19 protein-coding genes and 2 tRNA genes are annotated in these 23374 nt (G+C 45.0%); 8 read left to right on the top strand and 13 right to left on the bottom strand.

Annotated features, from left to right (window positions below; genetic code table 11):
• Positions 1-150: 150 nt before the first annotated feature.
• The 4 genes from HF322_RS07685 to msrB form a co-directional block, all read right to left on the bottom strand.
• A tRNA-Asp gene (locus tag HF322_RS07685) sits at positions 151-227 on the bottom strand.
• A 47-nt stretch (positions 228-274) separates the two neighbouring features.
• Positions 275-350, bottom strand: a tRNA-Val gene (locus tag HF322_RS07690).
• A 296-nt stretch (positions 351-646) separates the two neighbouring features.
• Entirely contained in the window at positions 647-1135 is a 489-nt protein-coding gene (locus HF322_RS07695) for a glutathione peroxidase (protein ID WP_169392837.1), read from the bottom strand.
• Positions 1136-1174: 39 nt separating this feature from the next.
• The gene (gene msrB / locus HF322_RS07700; protein WP_169392838.1) at positions 1175-1600 is read right to left on the bottom strand and encodes a peptide-methionine (R)-S-oxide reductase MsrB; all 426 of its coding nucleotides are present in this window, start codon (positions 1598-1600) and stop codon (positions 1175-1177) included.
• A gap of 405 nt (positions 1601-2005) precedes the next feature.
• Between msrB and HF322_RS07705 the strand changes: the two genes are divergently transcribed.
• On the top strand, positions 2006-3691 hold the full coding sequence (locus HF322_RS07705; RefSeq protein ID WP_169392839.1) for an aminotransferase class I/II-fold pyridoxal phosphate-dependent enzyme: 1686 nt from the start codon (positions 2006-2008) through the stop codon (positions 3689-3691).
• A gap of 66 nt (positions 3692-3757) precedes the next feature.
• On the opposite strand, the gene HF322_RS07710 is transcribed toward HF322_RS07705, so the two are convergent.
• Together HF322_RS07710 and HF322_RS07715 are read right to left on the bottom strand one after the other, a co-directional pair.
• On the bottom strand, positions 3758-5365 hold the full coding sequence (locus HF322_RS07710) for an inorganic phosphate transporter (RefSeq protein ID WP_169392840.1): 1608 nt from the start codon (positions 5363-5365) through the stop codon (positions 3758-3760).
• A gap of 225 nt (positions 5366-5590) precedes the next feature.
• Positions 5591-7300 (bottom strand): ATPase, encoded by a 1710-nt coding sequence (locus HF322_RS07715; RefSeq protein WP_308811488.1) that lies wholly within the window; start codon positions 7298-7300, stop codon positions 5591-5593.
• Positions 7301-7512: 212 nt separating this feature from the next.
• On the opposite strand from HF322_RS07715, the gene HF322_RS07720 reads away from it, so the two are divergent.
• From HF322_RS07720 to HF322_RS07735, 4 genes are all read left to right on the top strand, one after another.
• Complete coding sequence (locus HF322_RS07720; protein WP_169392841.1) at positions 7513-8223, top strand: hypothetical protein; 711 nt, start codon at positions 7513-7515, stop codon at positions 8221-8223.
• Positions 8224-8261: 38 nt separating this feature from the next.
• Positions 8262-9326 carry a bifunctional demethylmenaquinone methyltransferase/2-methoxy-6-polyprenyl-1,4-benzoquinol methylase UbiE gene (ubiE, locus tag HF322_RS07725; protein ID WP_223193233.1) on the top strand — a complete coding sequence of 355 codons (1065 nt, stop codon included), beginning with the start codon at positions 8262-8264 and terminating at the stop codon, positions 9324-9326.
• 67 nt (positions 9327-9393) lie between these two features.
• On the top strand, positions 9394-10098 hold the full coding sequence (locus tag HF322_RS07730) for an SCP2 domain-containing protein (RefSeq protein WP_169392842.1): 705 nt from the start codon (positions 9394-9396) through the stop codon (positions 10096-10098).
• A 25-nt stretch (positions 10099-10123) separates the two neighbouring features.
• Positions 10124-11782: an AarF/ABC1/UbiB kinase family protein gene (locus tag HF322_RS07735; protein WP_169392843.1), complete on the top strand. Its 1659-nt coding sequence runs from the start codon at positions 10124-10126 to the stop codon at positions 11780-11782.
• Positions 11783-11818: 36 nt separating this feature from the next.
• Here the strand turns inward: HF322_RS07735 and ruvB are convergent, their stop codons facing one another.
• From ruvB to HF322_RS07770, 7 genes are all read right to left on the bottom strand, one after another.
• On the bottom strand, positions 11819-12799 hold the full coding sequence (ruvB, locus tag HF322_RS07740) for a Holliday junction branch migration DNA helicase RuvB (protein WP_169393054.1): 981 nt from the start codon (positions 12797-12799) through the stop codon (positions 11819-11821).
• A 121-nt stretch (positions 12800-12920) separates the two neighbouring features.
• The gene (gene ruvA, locus HF322_RS07745; RefSeq protein WP_169392844.1) at positions 12921-13541 is read right to left on the bottom strand and encodes a Holliday junction branch migration protein RuvA; all 621 of its coding nucleotides are present in this window, start codon (positions 13539-13541) and stop codon (positions 12921-12923) included.
• 64 nt (positions 13542-13605) lie between these two features.
• Positions 13606-14646 carry a class II fructose-bisphosphate aldolase gene (gene fba, locus HF322_RS07750; protein WP_169392845.1) on the bottom strand — a complete coding sequence of 347 codons (1041 nt, stop codon included), beginning with the start codon at positions 14644-14646 and terminating at the stop codon, positions 13606-13608.
• Between the two features lie 207 nt (positions 14647-14853).
• Entirely contained in the window at positions 14854-15252 is a 399-nt protein-coding gene (locus tag HF322_RS07755; protein WP_169392846.1) for a hypothetical protein, read from the bottom strand.
• Between the two features lie 285 nt (positions 15253-15537).
• A complete protein-coding gene (locus HF322_RS07760) occupies positions 15538-16746 on the bottom strand; it encodes a phosphoglycerate kinase (protein ID WP_169392847.1) in 1209 nt (402 codons plus the stop codon).
• 150 nt (positions 16747-16896) lie between these two features.
• Positions 16897-17541 (bottom strand): thiamine phosphate synthase, encoded by a 645-nt coding sequence (locus HF322_RS07765; protein ID WP_169392848.1) that lies wholly within the window; start codon positions 17539-17541, stop codon positions 16897-16899.
• Positions 17542-17652: 111 nt separating this feature from the next.
• Complete coding sequence (locus HF322_RS07770) at positions 17653-18714, bottom strand: serine hydrolase (protein ID WP_169392849.1); 1062 nt, start codon at positions 18712-18714, stop codon at positions 17653-17655.
• A 541-nt stretch (positions 18715-19255) separates the two neighbouring features.
• On the opposite strand from HF322_RS07770, the gene HF322_RS07775 reads away from it, so the two are divergent.
• The 3 genes from HF322_RS07775 to HF322_RS07785 all read left to right on the top strand — a co-directional run bounded on the left by HF322_RS07775 (position 19256) and on the right by HF322_RS07785 (position 23343).
• Positions 19256-19891 (top strand): response regulator, encoded by a 636-nt coding sequence (locus tag HF322_RS07775; protein WP_169392850.1) that lies wholly within the window; start codon positions 19256-19258, stop codon positions 19889-19891.
• A gap of 92 nt (positions 19892-19983) precedes the next feature.
• A complete protein-coding gene (locus HF322_RS07780) occupies positions 19984-21726 on the top strand; it encodes a PAS domain-containing sensor histidine kinase (RefSeq protein WP_169392851.1) in 1743 nt (580 codons plus the stop codon).
• Positions 21727-21765: 39 nt separating this feature from the next.
• Positions 21766-23343: a sigma-54 dependent transcriptional regulator gene (locus HF322_RS07785; protein WP_169392852.1), complete on the top strand. Its 1578-nt coding sequence runs from the start codon at positions 21766-21768 to the stop codon at positions 23341-23343.
• Positions 23344-23374: the final 31 nt, after the last annotated feature.

Here is a 23374-nt window from a genome sequence, read left to right on the forward strand (position 1 = left end):
CCTTTTTAAATGAATAGAAATGATCTACTCATATTGTAAGTAAATAAAAAATCATTTTTCTTAAATAACACACACAAAAAAACCTCAAGCAAATTATTACTTGAGGTTGAAACTTTTGCACTTAATTAAAAGCAAACTAAGTTTTAAATATGGCGCAGCGGACGGGACTCGAACCCGCGACCCCCGGCGTGACAGGCCGGTATTCTAACCAACTGAACTACCGCTGCTTAGGTCGCTTAGCATTTTGTTCTAAAAGAACCCACTTGCTAATAAGTGGTGGGTGATGACAGGCTCGAACTGCCGACATTCTGCGTGTAAGGCAGACGCTCTACCAACTGAGCTAATCACCCTGAGAAGCGTTTAAAAAAAGCACTGCTTTTTTAGCTTCGCAAGAGAAATCCTTTAAATAGGATTTCTAAGCGTTAAAAATCGTACTTCTAATTTTTAGCGCAAGAGAAAATCTTTTAAAGAAGATTTTCTAAAAGCATTTTAACTTTTTAATGCTTTAACCTAGAACATATTGCCCTTGGTATGGGTGGCTATTATATACATTTAACAAGGTCTGTCAAACGTTAATTTGCCATTTTTTGCCTTAAAATAGCCAGTTTTTTACAACTGGCTGATTTTAATCATAATATCATTTAAATTATTTACTATTTTTTAAAGCTTGCTCGATATCAGTAGCAATGGCTTCAGGATTGACCGTTGGGGCGTAGCGTTTGACAACCTTGCCATCGCGACCGATTAAAAATTTAGTGAAGTTCCATTTAATCGCGTCATTGACCAGACCGCCCTGCTCGTCTTTAAGCCAAGTAAAAAGGGGATCAGCGTTTTTACCGTTGACATCGACTTTTGCCATCATATCGAAGCTTACGCCATAGTTTTTTTGGCAAAACTCGCTGATATTCTCGTTACTTTCAGGATCTTGACCGCCAAATTGATTGCAAGGAAAACCAATCACCATAAAACCTTGGTCTTTAAAACGCTGATACAAAGTCTCAAGACCTGCAAATTGCGGCGTAAAACCGCAGCGGCTGGCAGTATTGACGATGAGCACAACTTGCCCATCATAATCGCTAAAATCTTTAGGATTGCCTTCAATAGTTTTCGCAGAAAAGGAATATAAGTTTGTCATAGTTGTGATCACTGCCCTAGGTGTTATTGTTAAATTGGCTTATTGCTGCGATTTATCAAAATCAAGCGAAACGGAGTTGATGCAATAACGCATTCCAGTGGTATCGCGAGGACCATCAGGGAAAACATGACCTAAGTGGGCGCCACAATTGCTACAGGTCACTTCGGTTCGGCGCATGCCATGTGAGGTGTCTAAATGCTCGCTAACGGCGCTATTATTAATAGTTTGATCAAAACTTGGCCAGCCGCAGCCAGCATCAAATTTATGATTAGAATTGAACAATTCAGCGCCGCAGCCTTTGCAGCGATAAACGCCTTCTTCAGTATTGTCATTATAAACGCCAGTAAAAGGTCGCTCCGTGCCCTTTTCACGCATCACATGATATTCATCAGAATTTAACCGTGCGCGCCAATCCGCGTCAGTTAATTGGGCAATTTCTTCTTTAGTCAATTGATTGTCATTCATAGTCTTGTCCTTTGTTTTCAAAAAAAATTAAGTTTTAGTTTTCGTAATATCTTGGTAAACATAACGCAGATTTGGCAAAAACTGCAACCTATAGCGACATCTTTTTACTAAACCATGACGTAATGTTCTTAACATAAAAGAAGCAGTAAAATTTAATAGCTAGTATGAAGTCCTTGCTAACGGTTTTATTTTAACTGATCGCCAAATTATTGTTTTTTATGAACAATAAAATTTAAATGCAAGTTTTTCTTGCAAATGAAATATAAACTATAAAGCGCTTGCAAGTCGATTCTAAATGCAATAATATCTTGCATTAGAAAGTATTTATTGTTCTTTACTTAAATTTTTCAACCCTTTACTTACCCCGCAATTTTATAATCACGCCATCACTAAGGGGTCATGATTATGACGATCGATAAGGACATGCAGTCTCAAGGTGAGCGGCTGTCACAGCTGCGCCGAGATCAAGGCATGACCGCTCAACAACTGGCGCAAGCCATGACCAAAGCTGGGGCAAAAGTTAGCCGTGGCGCCATTTCAAATTGGGAGCGAGGCACCAACGGCATCGTTTCCTCAAAACTTCCCACGCTTGCGCGAATTTTAGGCTGCTCTGAGGGCTACTTATTGCGCGGCGACAATCAAGTAACCTCAACCTCTCAACCCTTTTCTACCTCAAATCAGGACGATTCTAAAGGCTCAATCACTATGGAAAACAATCAAGATACCATCAGCAATCCGCACGATTCTGTCAGCCATGACAACGGCAATAACGTCACGCTTGCGGTGCCTATGGATACCCAGCCTCAAACCGAGGCAGCTGCTTCTAAATCATCTGCGGCAACGAAGGATGGTAAACCGGTGAGCAAGTTAAAAAAATCTGATAAGTTACAAAACGTTTGCTACGATATCCGTGGACCTTTGCTTAAAATGGCAAATAAAATGGAAGCTGAAGGTCATCGTATTGTAAAGCTTAACGTCGGTAACCCTGCGCCATTTGGCTTTGAAGCACCGCATGAAATCTTGCGTGACGTGGCAATGAATTTGCCTGAAGCTATCGGTTATTCTGACTCGCAAGGGATTTTTTCAGCTCGCAAAGCGGTATTGCAATACTATCAATCAAAAGGGCTACTGTCTGCCGTTGACGTTCGCGATGTCTATTTAGGAAATGGGGTTTCAGAGCTAATCGTTATGACGATGCAAGCTTTGATGGATGATGGCGATGAAGTGCTTATCCCAATGCCTGACTATCCACTTTGGACAGCAGCAGCTAACCTTGCCGGTGGTACTGCCGTTCACTACCGCTGTAATGAAGATGACAACTGGCATCCTGATATTGAAGACATCAAGTCAAAAATCACCAGCAAAACCAAAGGTATTGTGGTTATTAACCCCAATAACCCAACCGGATCGTTGTATTCTGACGAAATTTTAAAACAAATCGTTGAAGTTGCCGTTGAGCATGACCTGATCATCATGGCAGATGAGATTTATGACCGCGTATTGTACGATGGCATGTCACACACGCCAATGTGTACCTTATCAGACGACGTTTTGATTTTATCTTATAATGGTTTGTCAAAATCACACCGTATTGCCGGCTTCCGCGCAGGCTGGATGATGGTATCAGGACGCAAGCATCATGCGAACGATTTCATCGAAGGTTTAGATATGCTTGCCTCAATGCGACTTTGCTCAAACGTTCCAGGGCAATACGCTATCCAAACGGCAATGGGCGGCTACCAAAGTATGAAGGCGCTTACTGCAGAGACGGGTCGATTATACAAGCAGCGTGAGCTGACCATTTCGCGCTTAAACGCCATTAAAGGCATTTCATGCACCATGCCACAAGGCGCATTTTACTGCTTCCCAAAAATGGATCCTGAAGTTTATCCAGTCGAAGACGACATGCAGTTCATGATGGATTTATTACTCGAAGAAAAAGTCTTGATGGTTCAAGGAACTGGCTTTAACTGGGACAAACCCGACCACTTCCGAGTGGTATTCTTACCAAACCTTCACGACTTAGAAGAAGCGATGGACAGTCTTGATCGCTTCTTTGCCAAAAAGCGTCAGCAGTATGGTACTGACTAATCTTGTAAATTGAGTACAAAAAAACGCCTACATGAAGTAGGCGTTTTTTTATAACTGATTTTTAGATTATAAAAAGACTTGTTTTAAAATCACAAAGCTGATCGCTGACAAAATTGCAGCAACGGGTAAGGTAATGATCCAAGCCAGCGCAATCGGTTTCATCAGCGCCCAGTTGGTATTTCTATTAACAATACCAATGCCTAAAACCGCGCCAACTAAAGTATGCGTGCTCGAAATTGGCAACCCTAAAGTTGAAGCTCCCATCACGACCGCAGCAGCAGCAAGCTCAGCTGAAAATCCAGAAGCAGGATGCATTTCTGCCAAATTGGTGCCGACCGTTTGGATCACCTCTTTACCAATAAACCAAAGCCCAACGATCAAGGCAACACCAAACGTCATCATTACTACCGGAGGGACAGCAGCATGCGATGCAATTTGGTTGGTTCGGATCACATCCATAATCGCCGCAAAAGGTCCAACCGCGTTTGCAATATCATTTGAGCCATGACTAAAGGCAAAGGCTGAGGCGGTAAATACCTGCATCCAGCTAAACATGATAAAGGTCGCTTTGGTCAAGTTTTCTTTGTGCTTGCCGCGAATGGTTTTGGTATAAATAAAGGTTGCAAGCCAAATTAACGCGCCAACCATTCCCATTATCAGTAGCCCATTAAGGTTGGTCAAGGAGCTGTTGACATTTTTAATGCCTTTAAAAACTACCATTGAGGTCATCACTACCCCACCAAAGGCGGCGATTAATGGAACCCATTTTTTCAAAGCTTTTAAGGTATCAAGGTTTTTGCGCTCATGCTCAAGATCATAAAGATTTTGATAATAGTCAGTTTCTAAATCATCGCGGTCACAGTCTTCATCTTTAAATACTTCTTGGTCACGAAGCATGGCTGAGGTGTAAGACAGCTGCAAAGACTCAGATAAATTTTCAAAAAACTCTTTGTGGTTTTCTTTAAGGGCGCGTTTGCTTTCTTTTAGTTCATGAATGTGCGCTTCGGTTTTGTCATTATAATCAATGATGTTCTTTTTGATTTGCGAATATAACACATAAGCCAAGACGCCACCTAATAGCGGTGACAATATCCAAGAAATGGCAATTTGACCAATGGTTCCCCAATTGATGGTCGATAGCGCCATTTCACTGCCGCCAACGTTATATCCCAAAACGATTGAGCTGCCGATAATGCCGCCAATGATGGCATGGGTGGTCGAAACCGGAAGCCCTTTTTTGGTAGCGAACAGTAGCCAAAACGCCGCCGCAATCAATGCTGAGAGCATCACATAAATGAAATTGTTGGGAGAAATGCTAAAGCCATCTAAATCAACGATGCCTTTTCGGATGGTGTCGGTCACTTCACTGCCGGCTAAAACCGCGCCTGACACTTCAAAGATCGCGGCAACAACCAATGCTTGAGTAACGGTTAACGTTCCTGCACCAACAGAGGTGCCAAACGAGTTGGCAACGTCGTTACCGCCAATATTGAATGCCATGAAAATACCAAAGGCAGTCGCAATGATGAACAAAAGCGTCTGCTGGTGCAAGGTATAATCAAATCCCCACCATAAAAAATAGCCGGTCATGCCAATAAGCAGCAGTGCAAAAAAAAGATTAATCCGCATTGAACCGACTTTTTTATCAGTTGACGGCGCGATATTGGTTCCCATAGATGGTTTTGCCTTACATAATCGAAAAAACTTGGATAGATTGGAATTAAGCAATCAAAGCGTTTGATGACTTTGATAAAAATGAAATTTTGCAACCTTTGGCAGTTAAACATCAGCGCACAATGTGATCTGATCACCAGAATTCGTTGTGCGCGTATTATATGAAAGAATTATGACTAATTTATGACAATTAGATGACTTTGAAGATCAGCTAAAAACTGCTTATTAATTAAGCACTTGCTTTAAATGAATTAGCGCATGATCCAAAACTTGCAAGCGAGCAAGGCGTTTATCATTGGTCGCAATCACGTGCCAAGGCGCAGCTTTGGTAGTGGTTCTTGCCAGCATGTCCGCCCCTGCCTGAACATAATCGCCCCATTTGTCACGATTGCGCCAATCCTCTTCGGTCAATTTATATCGCTTATAAGCCGTTTCTGATCGCGCCTCAAAGCGGGATAATTGCTCATTGTTATCAATGGTCAGCCAAAATTTAAGAACAATGGCGCCTGAATTGACAAGATCGGTTTCAAAGCGATTGATCTCACCATAAGCGCGCTGCCAGTCTTTAGGGGGAGTTAAGTTCTCAACGCGCTCAACCAATACTCGACCATACCATGAGCGATCAAAGATGGCGATCCGGCTTAGTCGGTCGGTTTGCGCGTTCGGAAGCCGCGTCCAAAACCGCCAAAGATAAGGGTGCTCAAGCTCAAAGCGCATAGGCGCACCAATATTATAAATTTGATATTCGCGCGGATCGAGCGGCGCCACCAAGCGCTTGATCGCCCCGCCTTTTCCGGCAGCATCCATTCCTTCAAACACAAAAATGACATGACGACCCTGACGCGCTCGCAGCAGTTTTGCCAACTGAGATTGTTTTTCGGCAAGGGCTTGGTGATAGTCCTCTTTTGTCAGCGCCGCTTTGCAGTCTTCATTTTTACCGGTTGTCGTTAAAGGCTGATCAAAAATGGCAACAGGAATAAACGGCTTGGCAGTCTCTGCCTCAAATCGCGGCGATTTAGCAGAAGATTTTGGGTTTTGCAGCGTCTGCTCATCCTCACAGCTGCTTATCAGCGCCGACTGCATGGCATGAAGCACATGATGGCAAAACTGCGTGGCAGCGTCCTCTTTATCCGTCCCATCAATAATCACCCAATCTTGCTGCTGACGAAGCAGCGCGGCGGCAACTTCATTAAATTGATCTAAAACCGCATCATCAAGCCAATCAATTTGGTACAAATAAGTTAAATCCTGAGCGCTCAGCCGCTTTTTTAAGGTGGCTTTATCAATATGAAACCAGCACTTTAATACTTTGGTGCCATTATTTGACAAATCATTTTCAAAAGCTTGCAGTTCGGTTAATTGCTGCTGAAAATAGCGCTGCCACTGCTCAATGGGCGCTTTATTGGTTAAATTGCCCTCGCCAATTTGGCTGATACTGGGATGTTTTTTAGCCAGTCGCATCACTTGATTGAGCAAATCAGCGTACCAGTTGCCAAAATAAATGAGCACATCGCCATGACGCGGTAAGGCTTTGGTAAAAATCTGCCAAATGGGCTGATTTTTTGCAGGCGGCGCGCCAATAGTTGCCTCAACTTTTAATAATCTTGGGTCAACCCATTGCCGAAGCTGGGTGACCGCTGTGCCTTTTCCGGCTTCCTCCATGCCATTGACCAACACCAAAAGTCCCGTTGGCTTAACATTTTCTAACTGCGCCTCGCGGGTGGCTTGTAGCGCCAATTGAGCTTGAATCAGCGCCACTCGCAACTCCTCTTTATCCATTGAAAAGGCACTTAACGGATTGGGAATGAGCCAATCATTCATATCGTTTTTAAAGCGTTGGCTTAAAGTTTTGGTGCTTGCTGCGAGCGTTGACTCAGAAGTTTTGGTGTGATTGGTTGGCGTTAAAGATTCAGGCGCTGATTTGCTTTTTTTCATGATTAATGTCCATATCCATGAGGTGGTGAATGTTTTACCCAATTAATGCTTATTATTATTTTATAAGATTACCATTTTAATGGCATGATCACGGCAAAACCGTTTGGCAATTGTATTCGCTATCGTTTTATGGTCAGCTGTCCGCTATAATAAGGCGACGCTTTTGTTTGCTTGACTTGATTTTAATATAAAAAGGATAAAGGATCGTTGCCATGACCGCTTTGACTAACTTACAACAACATTTAGACCGATATTGGGCGCTGCCCTACCATAATGACGCGGCGCTTGCAGCAAAGCTTAATGAAGTTCAGTCGTGGCAGCGCGACCGAATCCGAAACACGCATCAAGCACTATTTGCACAGCCTAAAAATCAGCTGATGGCAAGCTACTTTTTAACTCAGCTTTATGGCGGCGAAGAGTTCAAATCACTGGCAACGCAATTGGCAAGGATCATCCCTAAAGCCAAAAAACTTGAAAAGCTGGCAAAAGAGTCGGCGTTTGAAACCGGAAGCCTTGCGGTTCAAGCGGCGATTTTGGCGATTGAGCTGGATATGGATTTGGCACAGTGGTTGTTATCCCAAGACTTACCGGTAAATCAAGACAACATGCTGGCAGCTTATCGAGCGGTTGACAAAGGGGCTGAGCGTCGCCATCAAATCAATAACTTAAAAGACGTTTGCTATAAAACGGACAAATATTTAAATTCATTTATGCTTAAAAAAGCGTTTTCTTTGGCAAAAGGCACCGCTTATCGCCGCGGTTATCAGCCGCTTTATGACTTTATTGACGCAGGATTTGCCGCCATGAAGCCGCTTAATAGCGTGAGCAGCTTTATTGAGCCGTTTTGCAAAGATGAGCTGACCATTATTGACCAAGTCCACGATGACAGCCTTGATAATTCGACTGTTTTTAAGGTCGCTTAAGTTCATTTTTATAATAAAAACAACATTTAGGATCATTTATGAGCATTTCAAACCCGTTAAATTCTAATAATCATCATGAAGCATCATCAACAGATAGCCTTCAAAATAAGCTGATCAAAGATAGTATTGACCACAATGAGGCGGTCGTAAAACAAGCTGCCACTCGTCAAAATACTACGATAGAATCAAATAATGATGACTTTACGCAGGTTGAAGACTTGCCCGTAGGAACACCGCAAGGTCAGCAAAACTTTACCGATCAAAGCTTTGATAATAAAAGCTTTGATGGTAACACCAAGCAAAAATCTTCTTTTAATCAACGTGATGACATCCGCAATCCGCATACAGCGGACACGGATGGCGATGAAGTCACCCATTTTGGCTATCAGACGGTCAATAAAGCCGAAAAACAAGCTCGCGTTGCCGATGTGTTCACCTCCGTTGCCAAAAAATACGACATTATGAATGATTTGATGTCCTTTGGGATTCACAGACTTTGGAAGCGCTTTGCGATCAGCCTATCAGGGGTCAGATCAGGTCAGCACGTTTTGGATATTGCAGGCGGTACGGGCGATTTGGCAAAAGTCTTTAGCCGCGAAGTCGGTCGCCGCGGTCATGTCGTGCTCTCTGACATTAATGCCGCGATGCTTGAGGTCGGTCGTGAGCGCTTGATTAACGCTGGTTGCAACAACGTTGATTTTATCCTTGCCAATGCTGAAACGCTGGCGCCCTTTGAAGACAATAGCTTTGATTTAGTTACCATCAGCTTTGGGCTTCGAAACGTCACTGACAAAGATGCCGCGCTCAAATCTATGTTTCGCGTGTTAAAACCCGGTGGTCGATTACTGATTTTAGAATTTTCTAAACCTGTTTTTGAGCCATTATCCAAAGCTTATGATTTGTACTCATTTACCGCGCTGCCATTGATGGGCAAACTGGTCGCCAACGATTCTGAAAGTTATCAATATCTTGCCGAATCTATCCGAATGCACCCCAATCAGCAAACGCTCAAGCAAATGATGGAAAATGCCGGCTTTGAAAACTGCGATTATCATAACTTAACTGGCGGAATCGTTGCGGTTCATCGCGGCTTTAAAGCCTAGCGGCGGTTAATTTTGTTTTATTATTAAAAACAGTTATTAAAAATGGTTATTAAAAAGGGTTCCTGTGATGCTGACTGTGCTCCTTTTAGCTGGTGCTGAAAAGCTGATTAATTTTGCCATTCAAAGCGATGAAATCACCAAATCTGGACTTGAGCCGCTTGCTGGCAAAGTGCTTAGATTGAACATGCAGCTTCCCCAGTTGCAACTGGATGTTTTGTTTAATCAAGACCATATCCGCTTTGAGCCGGTAACGACGCCAAGTGTGTTTGAAACCAAAGCCCAAAGCGAAGATAGCGATCGGCAAAATGCGTATTTGGCAGCAAATCGAATCGGTTACAGTCAGCCGGATTGCACCATTTCCGTTGCTAATCCAGCTGAGCTTTTGAACCTTATCCGCGGCGCAGAAGGCAATTTGCCCATTGCTGGCGATTATAAAATATTGATGCAAATTAAGCAGTTGGTTGCCGGATTTGATCCTGATATTGCAGGTCAGCTAGAGCCGATCATTGGTAAACCTTTAGCCAGTCAGCTGCAATTGGTGATTACTCAGTTAAAAGGCAATCTTCGGCAAACTGCAAAACGCACCTTTTATGAGGTGAGCGACTGGGCAAATGACGTTGCTGGAGCCGGAGCGCCCGACCCAAGTGATCAGTCGGAAGCCGATAAGCTCAAGCAGCAGTTGCTACGGCTGCGAGCCGACGTTGAGCGCGAAGAAGCCCGACTTGCCTTGATTAAGGCAAAGCAAGCTGAGCTTAATCCTCATCAGCCTTAAGTTTTAATGAGAGTACCGATCTGCCATGTTATTATCTCACCGCGCCCGCCTGCTTGAGCTTTGGCGCATTGCTGCCCGCTACCGCATTGATACCCATTTTCCAATTGAAGAGGCGCCGCAACTTGCGCCTATTGCAAGGCTCATTCGGTTACATCCAAGTGCTTGGGGCAAATCGCATCAAGATAATGCGGTTAAATTTGCTTTAGAGGACATGGGAACGCTGTTTTTAAAATTGGGTCAGCTGTTATCAACGCGCCGCGATTTGGTGCCGCCTGAGATTATTGCTCAGTTGGTTCAGTTGCAAGATAAGGTAAAACCTTTTGATTCAAGCATTGCCATTAGTCAGATTGAAGATAAAAAGTTTGGCTTAGGTGCACCCCTTCATGAGCTGTTTGCGCGCTTTGATAGTAAGCCGCTTGCAGCAGCCTCCATTGCCCAAGTTCATACGGCAGCGCTCACCGATGGTCGCGAGGTGGTGGTTAAGGTCGTTCGCCCCGATATCCACAAAGTTATTGTTCAAGATTTTGAATTGCTTCGTGAGCTTGCCAGCTGGCTTTCAGCAAGAATTGAAGCCGCGCGAGCAGTTCACTTGATTGATATCGTTGAAGATTATCGGCAAGTGATGCTCAATGAGCTTGACTTAACTTTGGAAGCTGATAATACCACCAAAATGCGCGAGAACTTTTTGGGATCAGCGCTGATGTATGTGCCGGAAGTTTATGAGGCGGCAAAGCAGGTGATGGTCATGGAGCGCATCCAAGGCGTTCCCATTTCACAAACGGCGCTGTTTGATAAACTTGGCTATGACCGAGCGGCACTTGCTGAAAAAGGCTTGACCATTTTTTTCACCCAAGTATTTCGCGATAACTTTTTTCATGCGGATATGCACCCCGGCAACGTGTTTGTTGAAACGCCGCCAGTTGCCACCTTATCGCAAGCAAATCCGCCAAGTATCGGTCATGCGCCGCGCTATATCGGTCTTGATTGCGCGATTATGGGGTCGCTATCAAAAGACGACCAATTAATTGTGGCGCGGCTATTGCTTGCGGTGATGAATAATAACTTTACCGCGCTTGTCGATATCGTCAGCCGCGCCGGTTGGATTCCGCCGAATACTGATAAACACGCCCTGGTTCGCGATATGCGCCGGACGGTTGCTCCCATGGTGCAAAAGTCGATCAATGAGATCGATTTTGCCGGTGTGTTAATGCAGATTTTGGACATTGCGCGCCGCCATCACATGAGTATCCCGCCGCAATTGATGCTGCTGCTCAAAACTTTGGTTCATGTTGAAGGTCTTGGTCGCGATTTGTACCCTGATTTGGACATCTGGTCGCTTGCCAAACCCATTTTAACCGGTTGGGTCAAAGAGCAGCTCGACCCTGTTCGCAATTTACAAGCACTTCGTGAACAGTTGCCTGAGCTACTACTTTCCACCACCGACATTCCAAGACTGCTAGATCAAGGATTGCAAAGCCTTGCGTCACAAGGTTCACGTCAAGATCAACAACTTCGCGAAATTCAACAAATCCGTGCTGACTTACTTAATGATCGCCGCCGCGACTGGGCAGCGATTGCCGGATTTGGGATTTGTATTACGATTGCCACCCAAGTGATCGCTGTGGTGTCGCCCGTGTTTTATCTGCTGGCGATTTTCTTTGTAATTTGGCGGATGCTTGCTTAATAAGCGTTACATTAAAAGCTCATTTTAAAATTTGCATTAAGCAATTTGGTCAATTGCCATTTGGGTCAATACGCGACCGCGAGCTGTTCTTAACACAAAGCCTTGCTGAATTAAATACGGCTCAATCACATCCTCAAGCGTTCCGCGATCTTCTGCCATTGCCGCGGCAATGGCTTCAACGCCCGCTGGTCCCCCATCAAAACGCTCATGTAAAATCTCAATATAGCGCCGATCTAAGTGATCCAAACCACGACGATCAACCGCAAGCATATCAAGGGCGCTTGCAGCGATCACTCCGGTGACTGTACCATCGCCTTTGACTTCAGCGTAATCGCGAACGCGGCGCAGCAAGCGGTTGGCAATCCGTGGCGTTCCACGCGAGCGCCTTGCAATCTCAAGCGCACCATCTTCACTCATCGGCACGCGCATGAGCCTTGCTGCTCGGCTAACAATGGTGGTCAAATCGGCAATATTATAAAACTCCAAGCGCTGAACGATACCAAAGCGATCTCGAAGTGGTGAGGTTAAAAGCCCTGCCCGCGTGGTGGCAGCAACGAGCGTAAATGGTGGCAAATCAAGCTTGATGGATCGCGCCGCAGGACCTTCACCAATCATAATATCCAGCTGAAAGTCTTCCATTGCCGGATATAAAATCTCTTCAATGACCGGACTTAAGCGGTGAATTTCATCGATAAAGAGGACATCACCTTCTTCAAGATTGGTCAGCATCGCCGCTAAATCCCCTGCCCGCTCAAGAACAGGACCTGACGTTGATCGCAAATTACCGCCCATCTCGCGAGCAATGATGTTGGCAAGGGTGGTTTTGCCAAGCCCTGGTGGTCCAAAAATCAAGGTGTGATCAAGCGCTTCATCACGAGCGCGAGCCGCGCCAATAAACACCTCCATCTGCTCGCGAACTACCGGCTGACCGATATATTCTGCCAAAAGCGAAGGTCGAATATTGGCATCAGGCGCATCCCCAATGCCGGCTTCAGGATTAATCAATCGGTCTTGCATCATAGCTTAAACCCTAAAATTTGGAAAAATAAAGTTAGCATAACAGATTTGCGCCGGTATTTTTGAGCGCTCATAAAAAAAGCGACAACGGGTGTCGCTTGATTTTAACGTAAGTTATAGATTAAAAACTGGATAACTGCTTAAGGGTCGCTTTAAGTAAACTTTGGGTATCAGCAAAATGATCACCTTGACTTTTCGCCGCTTTGATCGCCAATTGCGCCTCTTTTTCTTTGTAGCCAAGACTAATGAGCGCGCCTTCAACCTCAGCAATGATGCTGCCTTCATGAGGAACGCTGGCTTCACTCATCGTCAGTTCTAAATGAATGCTGTCCATTTCAATGTCATTTAACTTGTCTTTAAGCTCAATGAGCAATCGCTGAGCGGTTTTTTTGCCAATACCTGGAATTTTGGTCAGCGCAAGCTCTGAGCCTTGCTCTACGTGCAGTTTTAGCTCCGAGGCGCTCATCGCAGACAACATCGCAAGCGCCATTTTCGCGCCAATGCCATTGATTTTAACGAGCCTACGAAACACATCGCGCTCTTTTTTATCAATAAAACCAAAGAGCAACTGAGCATCCTCACGGACATGAAAATGCGTCCAAAGGCTGACCGATTGACCAAGCTGCAACTGGCAAAAAGACGGCAGCGGCAGCTCGATCTCATAGCCCACGCCCGATGCGGTCATCACGCACGCCGTTGGCGCCATCAAATGCTGAACCGTTCCTGAAACTATGCCAATCATCGCTATTTTATCCTTTTTGCCAGATGGCTACACTAATTTGCTACGCGGTTATCAAACCTTATGGCTATTTTTGATAAAAACGAACCATATTTTCAAGGCTGATCGGGCGAATGTTATCTGCTTGCCCTGCTGAACCAAACGCTTCAAAGCGATTGCTGCAAATATCACTCATCGCAACCATTGACGCTTTAAAGTATTTACGTGGGTCAAACTCGCTTGGGTTTTTTGCCAAAAATTCACGAATTGCGCCCGTTGATGCTAAGCGCAAATCGGTGTCGATGTTGACTTTGCGAACGCCATGCTTAATGGCTTCAACAATTTGCTCAACCGGAACGCCGTAAGTTTCGCCGATATCGCCACCAAACTCATTAATCACTTTGAGCCATTCTTGCGGCACCGACGATGAGCCATGCATGACCAAATGGGTGTTTGGAATACGTTGATGGATTTCTTTAACGCGCTCAATTGATAAAATGTCGCCTGTAGGCGGTCTTGTAAATTTGTAAGCGCCGTGGCTGGTGCCAATCGCGATGGCTAAAGCATCAACGTTGGTATCGTTAACAAATTGCTCGGCTTCATCAGCGCTGGTTAATAATTGCTCAGCTTCCAAAACCCCTTCAGCGCCAATGCCATCTTCTTCGCCTGCAAGTCCAGTTTCAAGGCTTCCTAAACAGCCAATTTCGCCTTCCACAGAAACGCCGCAAGCATGCGCCATTTTGACCACCTCACGAGTGACGCCAGCGTTATAGTCATAATCCATCGGCGTTTTACCATCCTCACCAAGAGAGCCGTCCATCATGACCGAGGAAAATCCAAGCTGGATTGAACGCTGACAAACCGCAGGCGATGTGCCGTGATCTTGGTGCATGACCACCGGAATGTGCGGCCACTCTTCAATCGCAGCCGTAATTAAATGACGCAAAAACGCCGCTCCGGCATAACTGCGCGCGCCAGCACTAGCTTGGACAATCACAGGCGAATTGCAAGCATCCGCCGCCATCATAATCGCCCGCATTTGCTCAAGATTGTTGACGTTAAACGCAGGAACGCCATAGCTGTGCTCGGCGGCGTGATCAAGAAGTTGACGAAGAGAAATTAAAGCCATAACATGCTCTCAAAGTAGATAAAAATTAGCGGCAAAAAAATGACCGCAAGCTTCAGTCATTTTTGATGGCAATTATAGCAAAGTTCCAATGACCCCGTGGCATTTTCAGTCATCATAATTGAGCTTGCAAAAAAAAAGCCTTGGCAGACCAAAGCTTTTTTAATTTAACTTTTATTAAACTTGAGGTATGAAACCTCAAAATCAAGCTTAGTATTTTTGCTCTTCGGCAACGGCAGCTTCAGCTTGATTTGCTTCTGCGTTCGCGGCAACGTCGGTTGCGCCATCGGCCACTTTGCTTGCGCCTTCAGCAACTGCTTCAGCCGTGTTAGCAACTACAGCATTGGCACCTTCTGAAACAGCATTGCCCGTTTCAGCAACAGCTTCTGAAGCGTTCTCACCTGCAGTTTGCGCGCCATCAGCAAGCTCAGTTCCAGCGTTTTGAGCAGCAACTTCAGCGTCAGCGGTAGCCGCTTCGGTGTTCGCTGCGGCGTCGTCGGCAGCAGAATCCGCAGTTGCCGCTGCATTATCTTGAGTTTGCTGGCTACAAGCCGTGACTGCAAAAGTTCCGGCAAGAAGGCTTGCAAGTAATAAATGACGTTTTAACATAATCATCCTCTTAACATGATCTTAATTTAAATTACGGGAGTGGTTATCTGTCTTTAATACCGACCGTCAACTTATAGCATTGATAAGTTGATGCGGCTCACTAAAGATTATTTTAATAATAAAGTGGTGATAACGATGATTTATAAGTGATCTATTTATAAGTTCTCTTAAAACACTTTAAATAATGGATACTTTAAATAATAAACACTTTAAATAATCTGATATCAAGCGTCAATAGAGTAGCTGAATTGGCAGACCATTGTTGTACAAATCGTGTTACCAAAATTAGAGCTCTAGTGCGGCAACTGCTGGTAAGGTTTTGCCTTCAACAAACTCTAAAAACGCGCCGCCGCCCGTTGACAAATAGCTGACGCCTTTTTCGACGTTATATTTATCAATGGCTGCCAAGGTATCGCCGCCGCCAGCGATAGAAAACCCTGAGCTTTGCTCAACGGCTTTTGCTAAAATTTCGGTTCCTGCGCCAAACGCATCCACTTCAAAAACACCAACCGGACCATTCCATAAGATGGTTTTGGCATTTAAAATAGCTTCGGCGAGTTTTTCGGCGCTTTTTGGGGCAATGTCCAAAATCATATCGTTCGCATCAATATCGCTGACCGCTTTAATGGTCGCTTTGGCATGTTGCAATGACCCCATAAAATCATCAAAATCAATGTCATTTTTATCAGCAACAACGACAAATTCTGGCAATAAAATCTCAGTTTTGGTCATAATATCGCGCGCCGTATCCACCAAATCTGGCTCATAAAGCGAGGCGCCAACTGAAAAGCCTTTTGCTGCCAAAAAGGTATTGGCAATACCGCCGCCCACGATGATTTGCGAGCAGATGGCAGCAAGGCTAGTTAATACTTCAAGCTTGGTCGAAACTTTGGAGCCGCCAACGATAGCAAGCATCGGCTGAGCGGGCGCTTCGATCGCTTGAGATAACGCATCAAGCTCAGCGGCAAGCAAAGGTCCTGCGCAAACGGGCTTGTCCGCCTCAAGCATGGCTCGAGTGACGCCTTCGGTTGACGCTTGCGCGCGATGAGCTGTTCCAAACGCATCCATCACAAACACGTCAGCAAGATCAGCATAAGCTTTGGCAAGCGCGGCATCGTTCTTTTTTTCGCCTTTATTAAAGCGCACATTTTCAAGCAGTATCACCTCTCCGGTCGTCAATTCCACGCCGTTGGTCAAATAATCATCCACCAAGCGCACCGGCTGACTGATACTGGCGCTAAGCTTATGGCTTAAATAATCGGCAACGGGCGCAAGCGAGTATTTTTCCTCAAATTCACCTTCCACAGGACGACCTAAATGCGAGCAAACGATCACAGCAGCGCCTTTATCTAGCGCCATTTTGATGGTGGGAAGGCTTGCCTGCAACCGCGCATCGCTTGCCACGCGACCCTCTTTAATGGGCACATTTAAATCCTCGCGGATCAGCACCACTTTATTGGTCAGCATCATTTCACTCATGCGCAAAAAATTCATGACTTACTCCTAAGTTGTTATTATCTAAAAAAAACGATCCAAATTGCGACCTGCATTTTAGCCGCGCGACTTATCAGCGTCAACGGTTGCCCGCCGCGATTTTTGCTATAAGTTATGTTTACTAAAACAGTTTCAATCATGCTAAAAAATTTAGGTAAAATTTTGCAATGCTTGCCGCCACTCATCACAACGTTTGGCAATTTGCGAAACTGGCAGCGCCATAATATCGCCCACCACTGCCACGTAACGGATAGGTAATGGCGCTAAGGTCGCAATATTTTCAGCCGTTAATCCGCCAATAAGGCAAATATCAATGCCTTGATCGCAGCCTTGTTCAAGACAATCCCTGCTAACAGTAGCCGTGTTTGGCTTGGTGGTTGAGGCAAAAACCGCGCCCATTGCGGCATACGTTGCGCCCGCAAGTTTGGCATCAATCACCAAATCAATATCGCCATGACAGGTGCGACCGATAATGGCATTAGGATCAAGCCTTGATCTTGCCTCAGCAATCGTGCCATCGCTTTGACCCAAATGAACGCCAACGCCAAGCTTTTGGGCAAGGTCAATATCATCATTAATCACGACAGGGACGCGATAGTGCTTGGCAAGATTGATAATTTTTTGAGCTTCCACCTCAAGCTTTTTTTGACCATCCGTTTGTGACAGCAATTTTTTCCGGCGAATTTGCAACAAACCAATAATGCCTGTGGCTAACACTACCTCAAGCTTTTGGTAAAGCTGCTCAAAGTCATCATCATTGGTCAATAAATACAGCTGAGGCGTGGGCTTTGTCATTCTTATTTTCCTAATGTTTATTCAGACTTTTCAAATTGCCATAAAAAAAGACCGTTATAAAAATAACCGTCTTTTTTATTTACCTATACTTTAAGCAGACTCAAAGCGAAATCATACCGACTGGCGCGTTGATAAGCTGCTTAAAATACTCTTAGCGTCGCTCCAGCGGGTGTTTGAGCTGTCCGCGCCTAAGATGACAATAATGGCAGGGCGATTGTTCACGCGAGTTTCCATAACCACGCAGCGACCCGCTTCGTTAATAAAGCCTGTTTTTGAAATGCCGATTGGATAGTCGCCCGAGCGCACCAAAACACTGGTATTATTGGCTTTATAAACGCGGTTGCCGGCGCTGTAGTTTGAAACGTAAAAGTCATAGTTTTTGGTGGTTGAAAAGCGGCGGATCACATCATAATTGCCAGCCGCTTTTACCATTTTGGCAAGATCGCTTGATGAGGCAACATTGCGCTTATCAAGACCGGTTGGGTCACCAAAAAAGGCGCTGGTCATGCCGATATCTTTGGCTTTTTGGTTCATTGCGCGCATAAAGGCATCATAGCCGCCCGGATAGTTTCGCGCTAAAGTTTTTGCCGCAGGGTTTTCTGACTTCATGAGCGCCATCAATAAAAACTCGGCGCGATTCATGCGATCGCCAACTTTTAAGTTTGAGCTGGCGCGTTTTGGTCCCACAAAGTCGCTGGCAGTTAAGGTGATCTCTTCGCGCATGTCAAGGTTGCTATCAAGAACCACCATCGCGGTCATAATTTTGGTGATGGACGCCATTGGTCGAGCGATATCGGCGCTTTTTTCATAAATGGATTTACCCGTTTCCAAATCCATAACATAAACACTGCGCGAATCGGTGCTGATCGGCAGCATGGCACTGCTATTAAAGCCATTATTATAGGTGGTTTGGTAAGGCGCCTTGTAGCCGCTATTGTATTGGCTATCGGTTGGGAAACCGTTATCCACTTTTCTTACAGGGCTTGAGCTTGTTGCCGCTGAATTTGAGCGGTACATGATATTGCGAGCTTCTGAGAGACTGTCTGCGCCGCCCCAACTGACCTTGGCATTGGATGTGTTGCCATTGATGGTTAATGCAGCTTGCGCCAAACTTCCTAAGCTTAGTGAAATTAAGGCGGCAAGCAGCTGCTGTTTGGTTACGGGTGATTGCATTCTTTTTCCTCCAAGAAGAGCTTTTAAGTCCGCGCCGCTGAATTTTAGCCATATATCAATGGCTGATTTTTCAAAGGCTAATATCAATAATTCCGCTCAATAACTTACATAATAACGGCGTTTTTTAACACATCGGACGATTACGTAGCAATTTTAGATGGGTTTGTGGGTTCTCAAACAGGTAATTTGTAGCATTAGTGTATCATAGCTTGAAACAATTTTTCATCTAGCAAATTGACTTTATAGGATTTTTTTGGCTATGATTAAATTTTGCTACAATTGATTAAGTTTTTAGACATAATTTTTTAAGTTAAGAAAGGTCATTTTTAATTAACCGAGCTTTATTCAATCCATTTTAAAAGCTTATTGGCTTTATTTTTTAAAATTTAGCGTTTATCGATTTAGGTGTTTTTAATAATCCTATCTACAAATAGAGCATTGTTGATAAATAACGCTAAGATTGGAATTATCCCGTCTTTTTGAGTGGTTGGTGGTAAAATATTGACCATAACCCAGTTAAGCAGTCGCTAAGAGTGTGATTATGATTCGAGTATTGGTGGTCGATGACCATGATTTGGTGCGAATGGGCATCAGCCGAATGTTGGCGGACAGCCAAGATATTGAGGTGGTCGGCGAGGCAGACAGCGGTGATATGGCAATCAAGCTTGCCAGACAACTCACGCCTGATGTGATCTTGCTTGATGTCAATATGCCCAATATCGGCGGGGTTGAGGCAACCAAACGTTTGGTTCAGCTTGATTTGGGAATTAAGATTTTGGCGGTGAGCAGTATGGCCGCTCAGCCTTATCCGTCGATGCTGTTAAAAGCTGGCGTCAATGGTTACATCACCAAAGGCACACCGCTTGATGAGATGATTCGAGCAATCAAAAAAATCCATCAAGGTGGTCGCTACTTTAGTCATGATGTCGCTGAGCAATTGGCGGATGTGGTGTTGTCTGATAAAGCCAGCTCACCGTTTGATTTGTTAAGTGATCGCGAAAAACAAGTGGCAATGATGGTGGTTAATTGTCAAAGCCCGCAGCAAATCGCCGATCAGCTGTTTGTCAGCGTCAAAACCATCAACACGTATCGCTACCGAATTTACGAAAAAGTTGGGGTAGATAGCGATGTTAAATTGACCCATATGGCGATCCGTCATGGTTTAATCCAGCCGTAATTTTATTAATCCCAAAGCTTTCCTGCCAAAAATTTAAAAGCAAATTGCCATTTCAAGTTTCAGCATAAACAGTGACCCTTAAGCGCCATATGATGCCCAAAAAGATAATTGGATCAGGAGTGATCAGCTCGATTGTTGAGTATTTGCAGCAAGCTGATACCCTGCCCTCACCACAATTGCGCCGTCTTGGGCTGATTTATAGCAGCTATCGCTTGGTGGTTAGCTTATTTTTTATACTGATGAGCTACGTTGGTGCCAAAGCCAATGATGAGCTGCTCTTGCCAAGCTTACTTCAGCAAACTGCGCTGAGCTTTTATGTGATTATCAGCCTAATTTTATTTGCGCTGTTTTACGTGGTCACGCGCCAGCCGCGACATCAGCTGGTTTTTGGGCTTGCGCTTGATGTGATTATTTTAAGCTTGCTGCTTTATACCAATGGCGCGCCTGATTTGCAGCTGACCATGCTTTATATGGTGGTGGTGGCGGCAAGCTTTATGCTGCTTCATGGCACGCAAGCGCTGATTATTACGCTGCTTGCGGTCATTTTTGTCATTTATCAGCAATTTTTTTATGCCATTGCCAACAGCATGAGCTTAAATAATTTGGCGGATGCACTTCTTATTTCGGTCAGCTTTTTAGCGGTTGGATTTTTGAGTTGGTCGGTGTCACAGCGGTTGGTTCAAGTTGAAAAAATGGCAGCGCGGCAAGCAGAAGAAGTCCAGCGCTTAAACGCCATCAACCAAGAAGTCATCAGCCAAATGCTCAGTGGCGTGATGGTCATCGACGATCAGCAAATTATTATGACCAACAAAGCCGCTTATCAGCTGCTTAATATCCCAGCGTTTGACAATAAGCAAAGCTTGCTTTCAGAGGAGTTATCCAAGCTTAGCCCAAAGCTTACCATTCCTTGGCTATCTCAACATAAAAAAGCGCTTTTGCTTACAGCGCCTGACGCCAAGCGCTATTTTGAAGACCAAATCAGCCATCAACACCCAGCGCTACTGATGAGCTGCTTGGCGGTTGCCGCTGGTCAATCGCGCAGCTTTATTTATGAGCTGGCAGCAAAGCCAAATTCCATCATCGATAAGCTTCGCGTGCAAATCATTCCGCTAAAAAACCAAAGCCAGTTGGTGCTGCTTGAGGATTTGCGCCGCGAACTGGCAGGCGCTCAGCAATTAAAACTTGCCGCGTTAGGTCAGCTGACCGCAAGTATCGCTCATGAAATTCGCAATCCGTTAGCAGCAATTTCACAAGCCAGCCAGCTGCTCATTGAAGACGTTGATGAAGCAACAAATGACGAAAATAGCGAGCTTTATCAAATGATTTTTGATCAAACCAAACGCGTCAATCGCATCATTGAGGATGTGTTAAAACTGTCACGCCAAGAGCCGCCCAATCAGCAACGGATTGATTTGGATGATTGGCTTGCCAAATTTTTAAGCAATTATTTTTTGGGGCAAGATGTGTTTTTGCATGTAAAACCCTGCCCGCCTATTTTATTTGACGCGCATCAGTTAGAGCAGATTTTGATCAACCTTATCAATAATGGTCTGCGTTATAGTGCTCAATCCCACCCTAATGCCGCTGTGGATATTGAAGTTTATTGCCATCAAAACGATGTTATAATTGATATTTTGGACGATGGTTTGGGCGTTCCAAGCAGTCATTTAGATGAGCTGTTTAATCCGTTTTTTACAACCGATAAAGCTGGAACGGGACTTGGGCTTTACTTATCGCAAGCCTTTAGCGGCGCCAATCATGCGCGGCTTTTGTATGCCGAAGACCATCCCAAAACGTGCTTTCGGTTAATCGTTCCAAAAGCTCAAGACAAATAATGATAACTATTGTAATTTATGACTGATAAGAGGGTTGCTATGACAGCACGGGCGCTGGTGGTCGATGATGAGGTGGATTTGTGCCGATTGATGCAAATCACCTTGACCAAAATGGGCATCAAAAGCGATATTGCCTACTCGCTTGAACAGGCGCGGACGTTTTGGCAAAGCAACTCGTATGATTTTTGCTTGACCGATTTACGGCTTCCGGATGGCTCAGGGCTTGATCTGGTCAAAGACGTGAGCCGCACCTCAAGCACGCCGATTGCCGTTATTACCGCCCATGGCAGTATGGATTTGGCAATTGAAGCGCTCAAGCTTGGGGCGTTTGATTTTGTCAATAAACCGCTTGAATTGCCGCGACTGCGATTGCTCGTTGAAAACGCGCTCAAGGTCATCCGTCAAGACTTTGAGCCTGCCGTGAAGCAAAAAAGCCCTGAACAAGCCATGCTTGATGAGCGTTTAATTGGTCAATCCAAAGTTATGTCGCAGCTAAAGCGTACCATTTTAAAGCTGGCGCGATCACAAGCCCCCGTATTTTTAGCAGGCGCCTCAGGAACGGGGAAAGAAGTGGTGGCAAAGCTCATCCACGATTTAAGCCCGCGCCGCGATGGCGCCTTTGTTCCGGTCAACTGCGGCGCAATTCCCTCAGAGCTGATGGAATCGGAGTTTTTTGGTCATAAAAAGGGCAGCTTTACCGGAGCGGTCGCGGACAAGCAAGGCTTATTTCAACAAGCCAATGGCGGAACCTTGTTTTTAGATGAAGTGGCAGATTTGCCGCTTGCCATGCAGGTCAAACTGCTGCGCGCCATTCAAGAAAAAACCGTTCGCGTCATTGGCGATACGCGCGAGGTTGCCGTTGACATTCGGATTTTAAGCGCCACCCATAAAGACTTAAATCAGCTTGTACAATCAGGCGCGTTTCGTCAGGATTTGTATTACCGGATCAACGTTATTGAAGTCAAACTTCCGGCATTAAACGCCCGCTGCGATGATATTCCAGCGCTTGCCCAGCATTTTTTGGCGCTCATTGCCAAAGAGTGGCAACTTGACAACACGCCAACGCTTACCAAAGCTGCTTTTGAGCGCTTGCAGCAGCACGATTTTGCAGGAAATGTTCGCGAGCTTCGCAATATCCTTGAGCGCGCCATCACAATGGCAGAAACCGATGCTATTGACGCTGAGCAATTAGGGCTGCCAGAATTGCCAATCAGTGAAGCGGTTCAAACGCCATCCATGGTAATCAATGACATGGTCGATCCTGTTTTAGCGCAAGCGCCAACTGACGCCGCTGATCACCCTTATCGCAGCACAATCGCCTATCCTGACCCCAATGCCGCTTATCCGCAATCGCTTGAGGATTTGCCGCTTATAACGCTTGAAAATATACCGCCTGAAAACGCAATTGCGGACTTACAATCGGAAGAGGACAACGATTTGCCGCAAACAGGATTAGAAGCTTATTTACAAGCTCAAGAAAAACAGCTGATTATCAAAGCGTTAAAGCAAACCGACGGCAATAAAACTCAAGCGGCTGAACTGCTTGGAACAACGTTTCGCTCACTGCGATACCGAATGAAAAAACTGGACATTGATGAAGATATTAAAAGCAGTTAATTAAAACTGCTTTTAAGCATTTTGTTAATTC

Source organism: Psychrobacter sp. MF31 (assembly GCF_012847335.1).
Lineage (GTDB): Bacteria > Pseudomonadota > Gammaproteobacteria > Pseudomonadales > Moraxellaceae > Psychrobacter.

Coding starts and splice junctions, on each gene's coding strand:
- HF322_RS07710 (WP_169392840.1), bottom strand. CDS start 5,365: ATGGGAACCAATATCGCGCCGTCAACTGATAAAAAAGTCGGTTCAATG.
- HF322_RS07715 (WP_308811488.1), bottom strand. CDS start 7,300: ATGAAAAAAAGCAAATCAGCGCCTGAATCTTTAACGCCAACCAATCAC.
- HF322_RS07785 (WP_169392852.1), top strand. CDS start 21,766: ATGACAGCACGGGCGCTGGTGGTCGATGATGAGGTGGATTTGTGCCGA.
- HF322_RS07695 (WP_169392837.1), bottom strand. CDS start 1,135: ATGACAAACTTATATTCCTTTTCTGCGAAAACTATTGAAGGCAATCCT.
- HF322_RS07735 (WP_169392843.1), top strand. CDS start 10,124: ATGTTATTATCTCACCGCGCCCGCCTGCTTGAGCTTTGGCGCATTGCT.
- HF322_RS07775 (WP_169392850.1), top strand. CDS start 19,256: ATGATTCGAGTATTGGTGGTCGATGACCATGATTTGGTGCGAATGGGC.
- HF322_RS07765 (WP_169392848.1), bottom strand. CDS start 17,541: ATGACAAAGCCCACGCCTCAGCTGTATTTATTGACCAATGATGATGAC.
- ruvA (WP_169392844.1), bottom strand. CDS start 13,541: ATGATTGGCATAGTTTCAGGAACGGTTCAGCATTTGATGGCGCCAACG.
- msrB (WP_169392838.1), bottom strand. CDS start 1,600: ATGAATGACAATCAATTGACTAAAGAAGAAATTGCCCAATTAACTGAC.
- ubiE (WP_223193233.1), top strand. CDS start 8,262: ATGAGCATTTCAAACCCGTTAAATTCTAATAATCATCATGAAGCATCA.
- HF322_RS07770 (WP_169392849.1), bottom strand. CDS start 18,714: ATGCAATCACCCGTAACCAAACAGCAGCTGCTTGCCGCCTTAATTTCA.
- fba (WP_169392845.1), bottom strand. CDS start 14,646: ATGGCTTTAATTTCTCTTCGTCAACTTCTTGATCACGCCGCCGAGCAC.
- HF322_RS07705 (WP_169392839.1), top strand. CDS start 2,006: ATGACGATCGATAAGGACATGCAGTCTCAAGGTGAGCGGCTGTCACAG.
- ruvB (WP_169393054.1), bottom strand. CDS start 12,799: ATGCAAGACCGATTGATTAATCCTGAAGCCGGCATTGGGGATGCGCCT.
- HF322_RS07755 (WP_169392846.1), bottom strand. CDS start 15,252: ATGTTAAAACGTCATTTATTACTTGCAAGCCTTCTTGCCGGAACTTTT.
- HF322_RS07720 (WP_169392841.1), top strand. CDS start 7,513: ATGACCGCTTTGACTAACTTACAACAACATTTAGACCGATATTGGGCG.
- HF322_RS07730 (WP_169392842.1), top strand. CDS start 9,394: ATGCTGACTGTGCTCCTTTTAGCTGGTGCTGAAAAGCTGATTAATTTT.
- HF322_RS07780 (WP_169392851.1), top strand. CDS start 19,984: ATGCCCAAAAAGATAATTGGATCAGGAGTGATCAGCTCGATTGTTGAG.
- HF322_RS07760 (WP_169392847.1), bottom strand. CDS start 16,746: ATGAATTTTTTGCGCATGAGTGAAATGATGCTGACCAATAAAGTGGTG.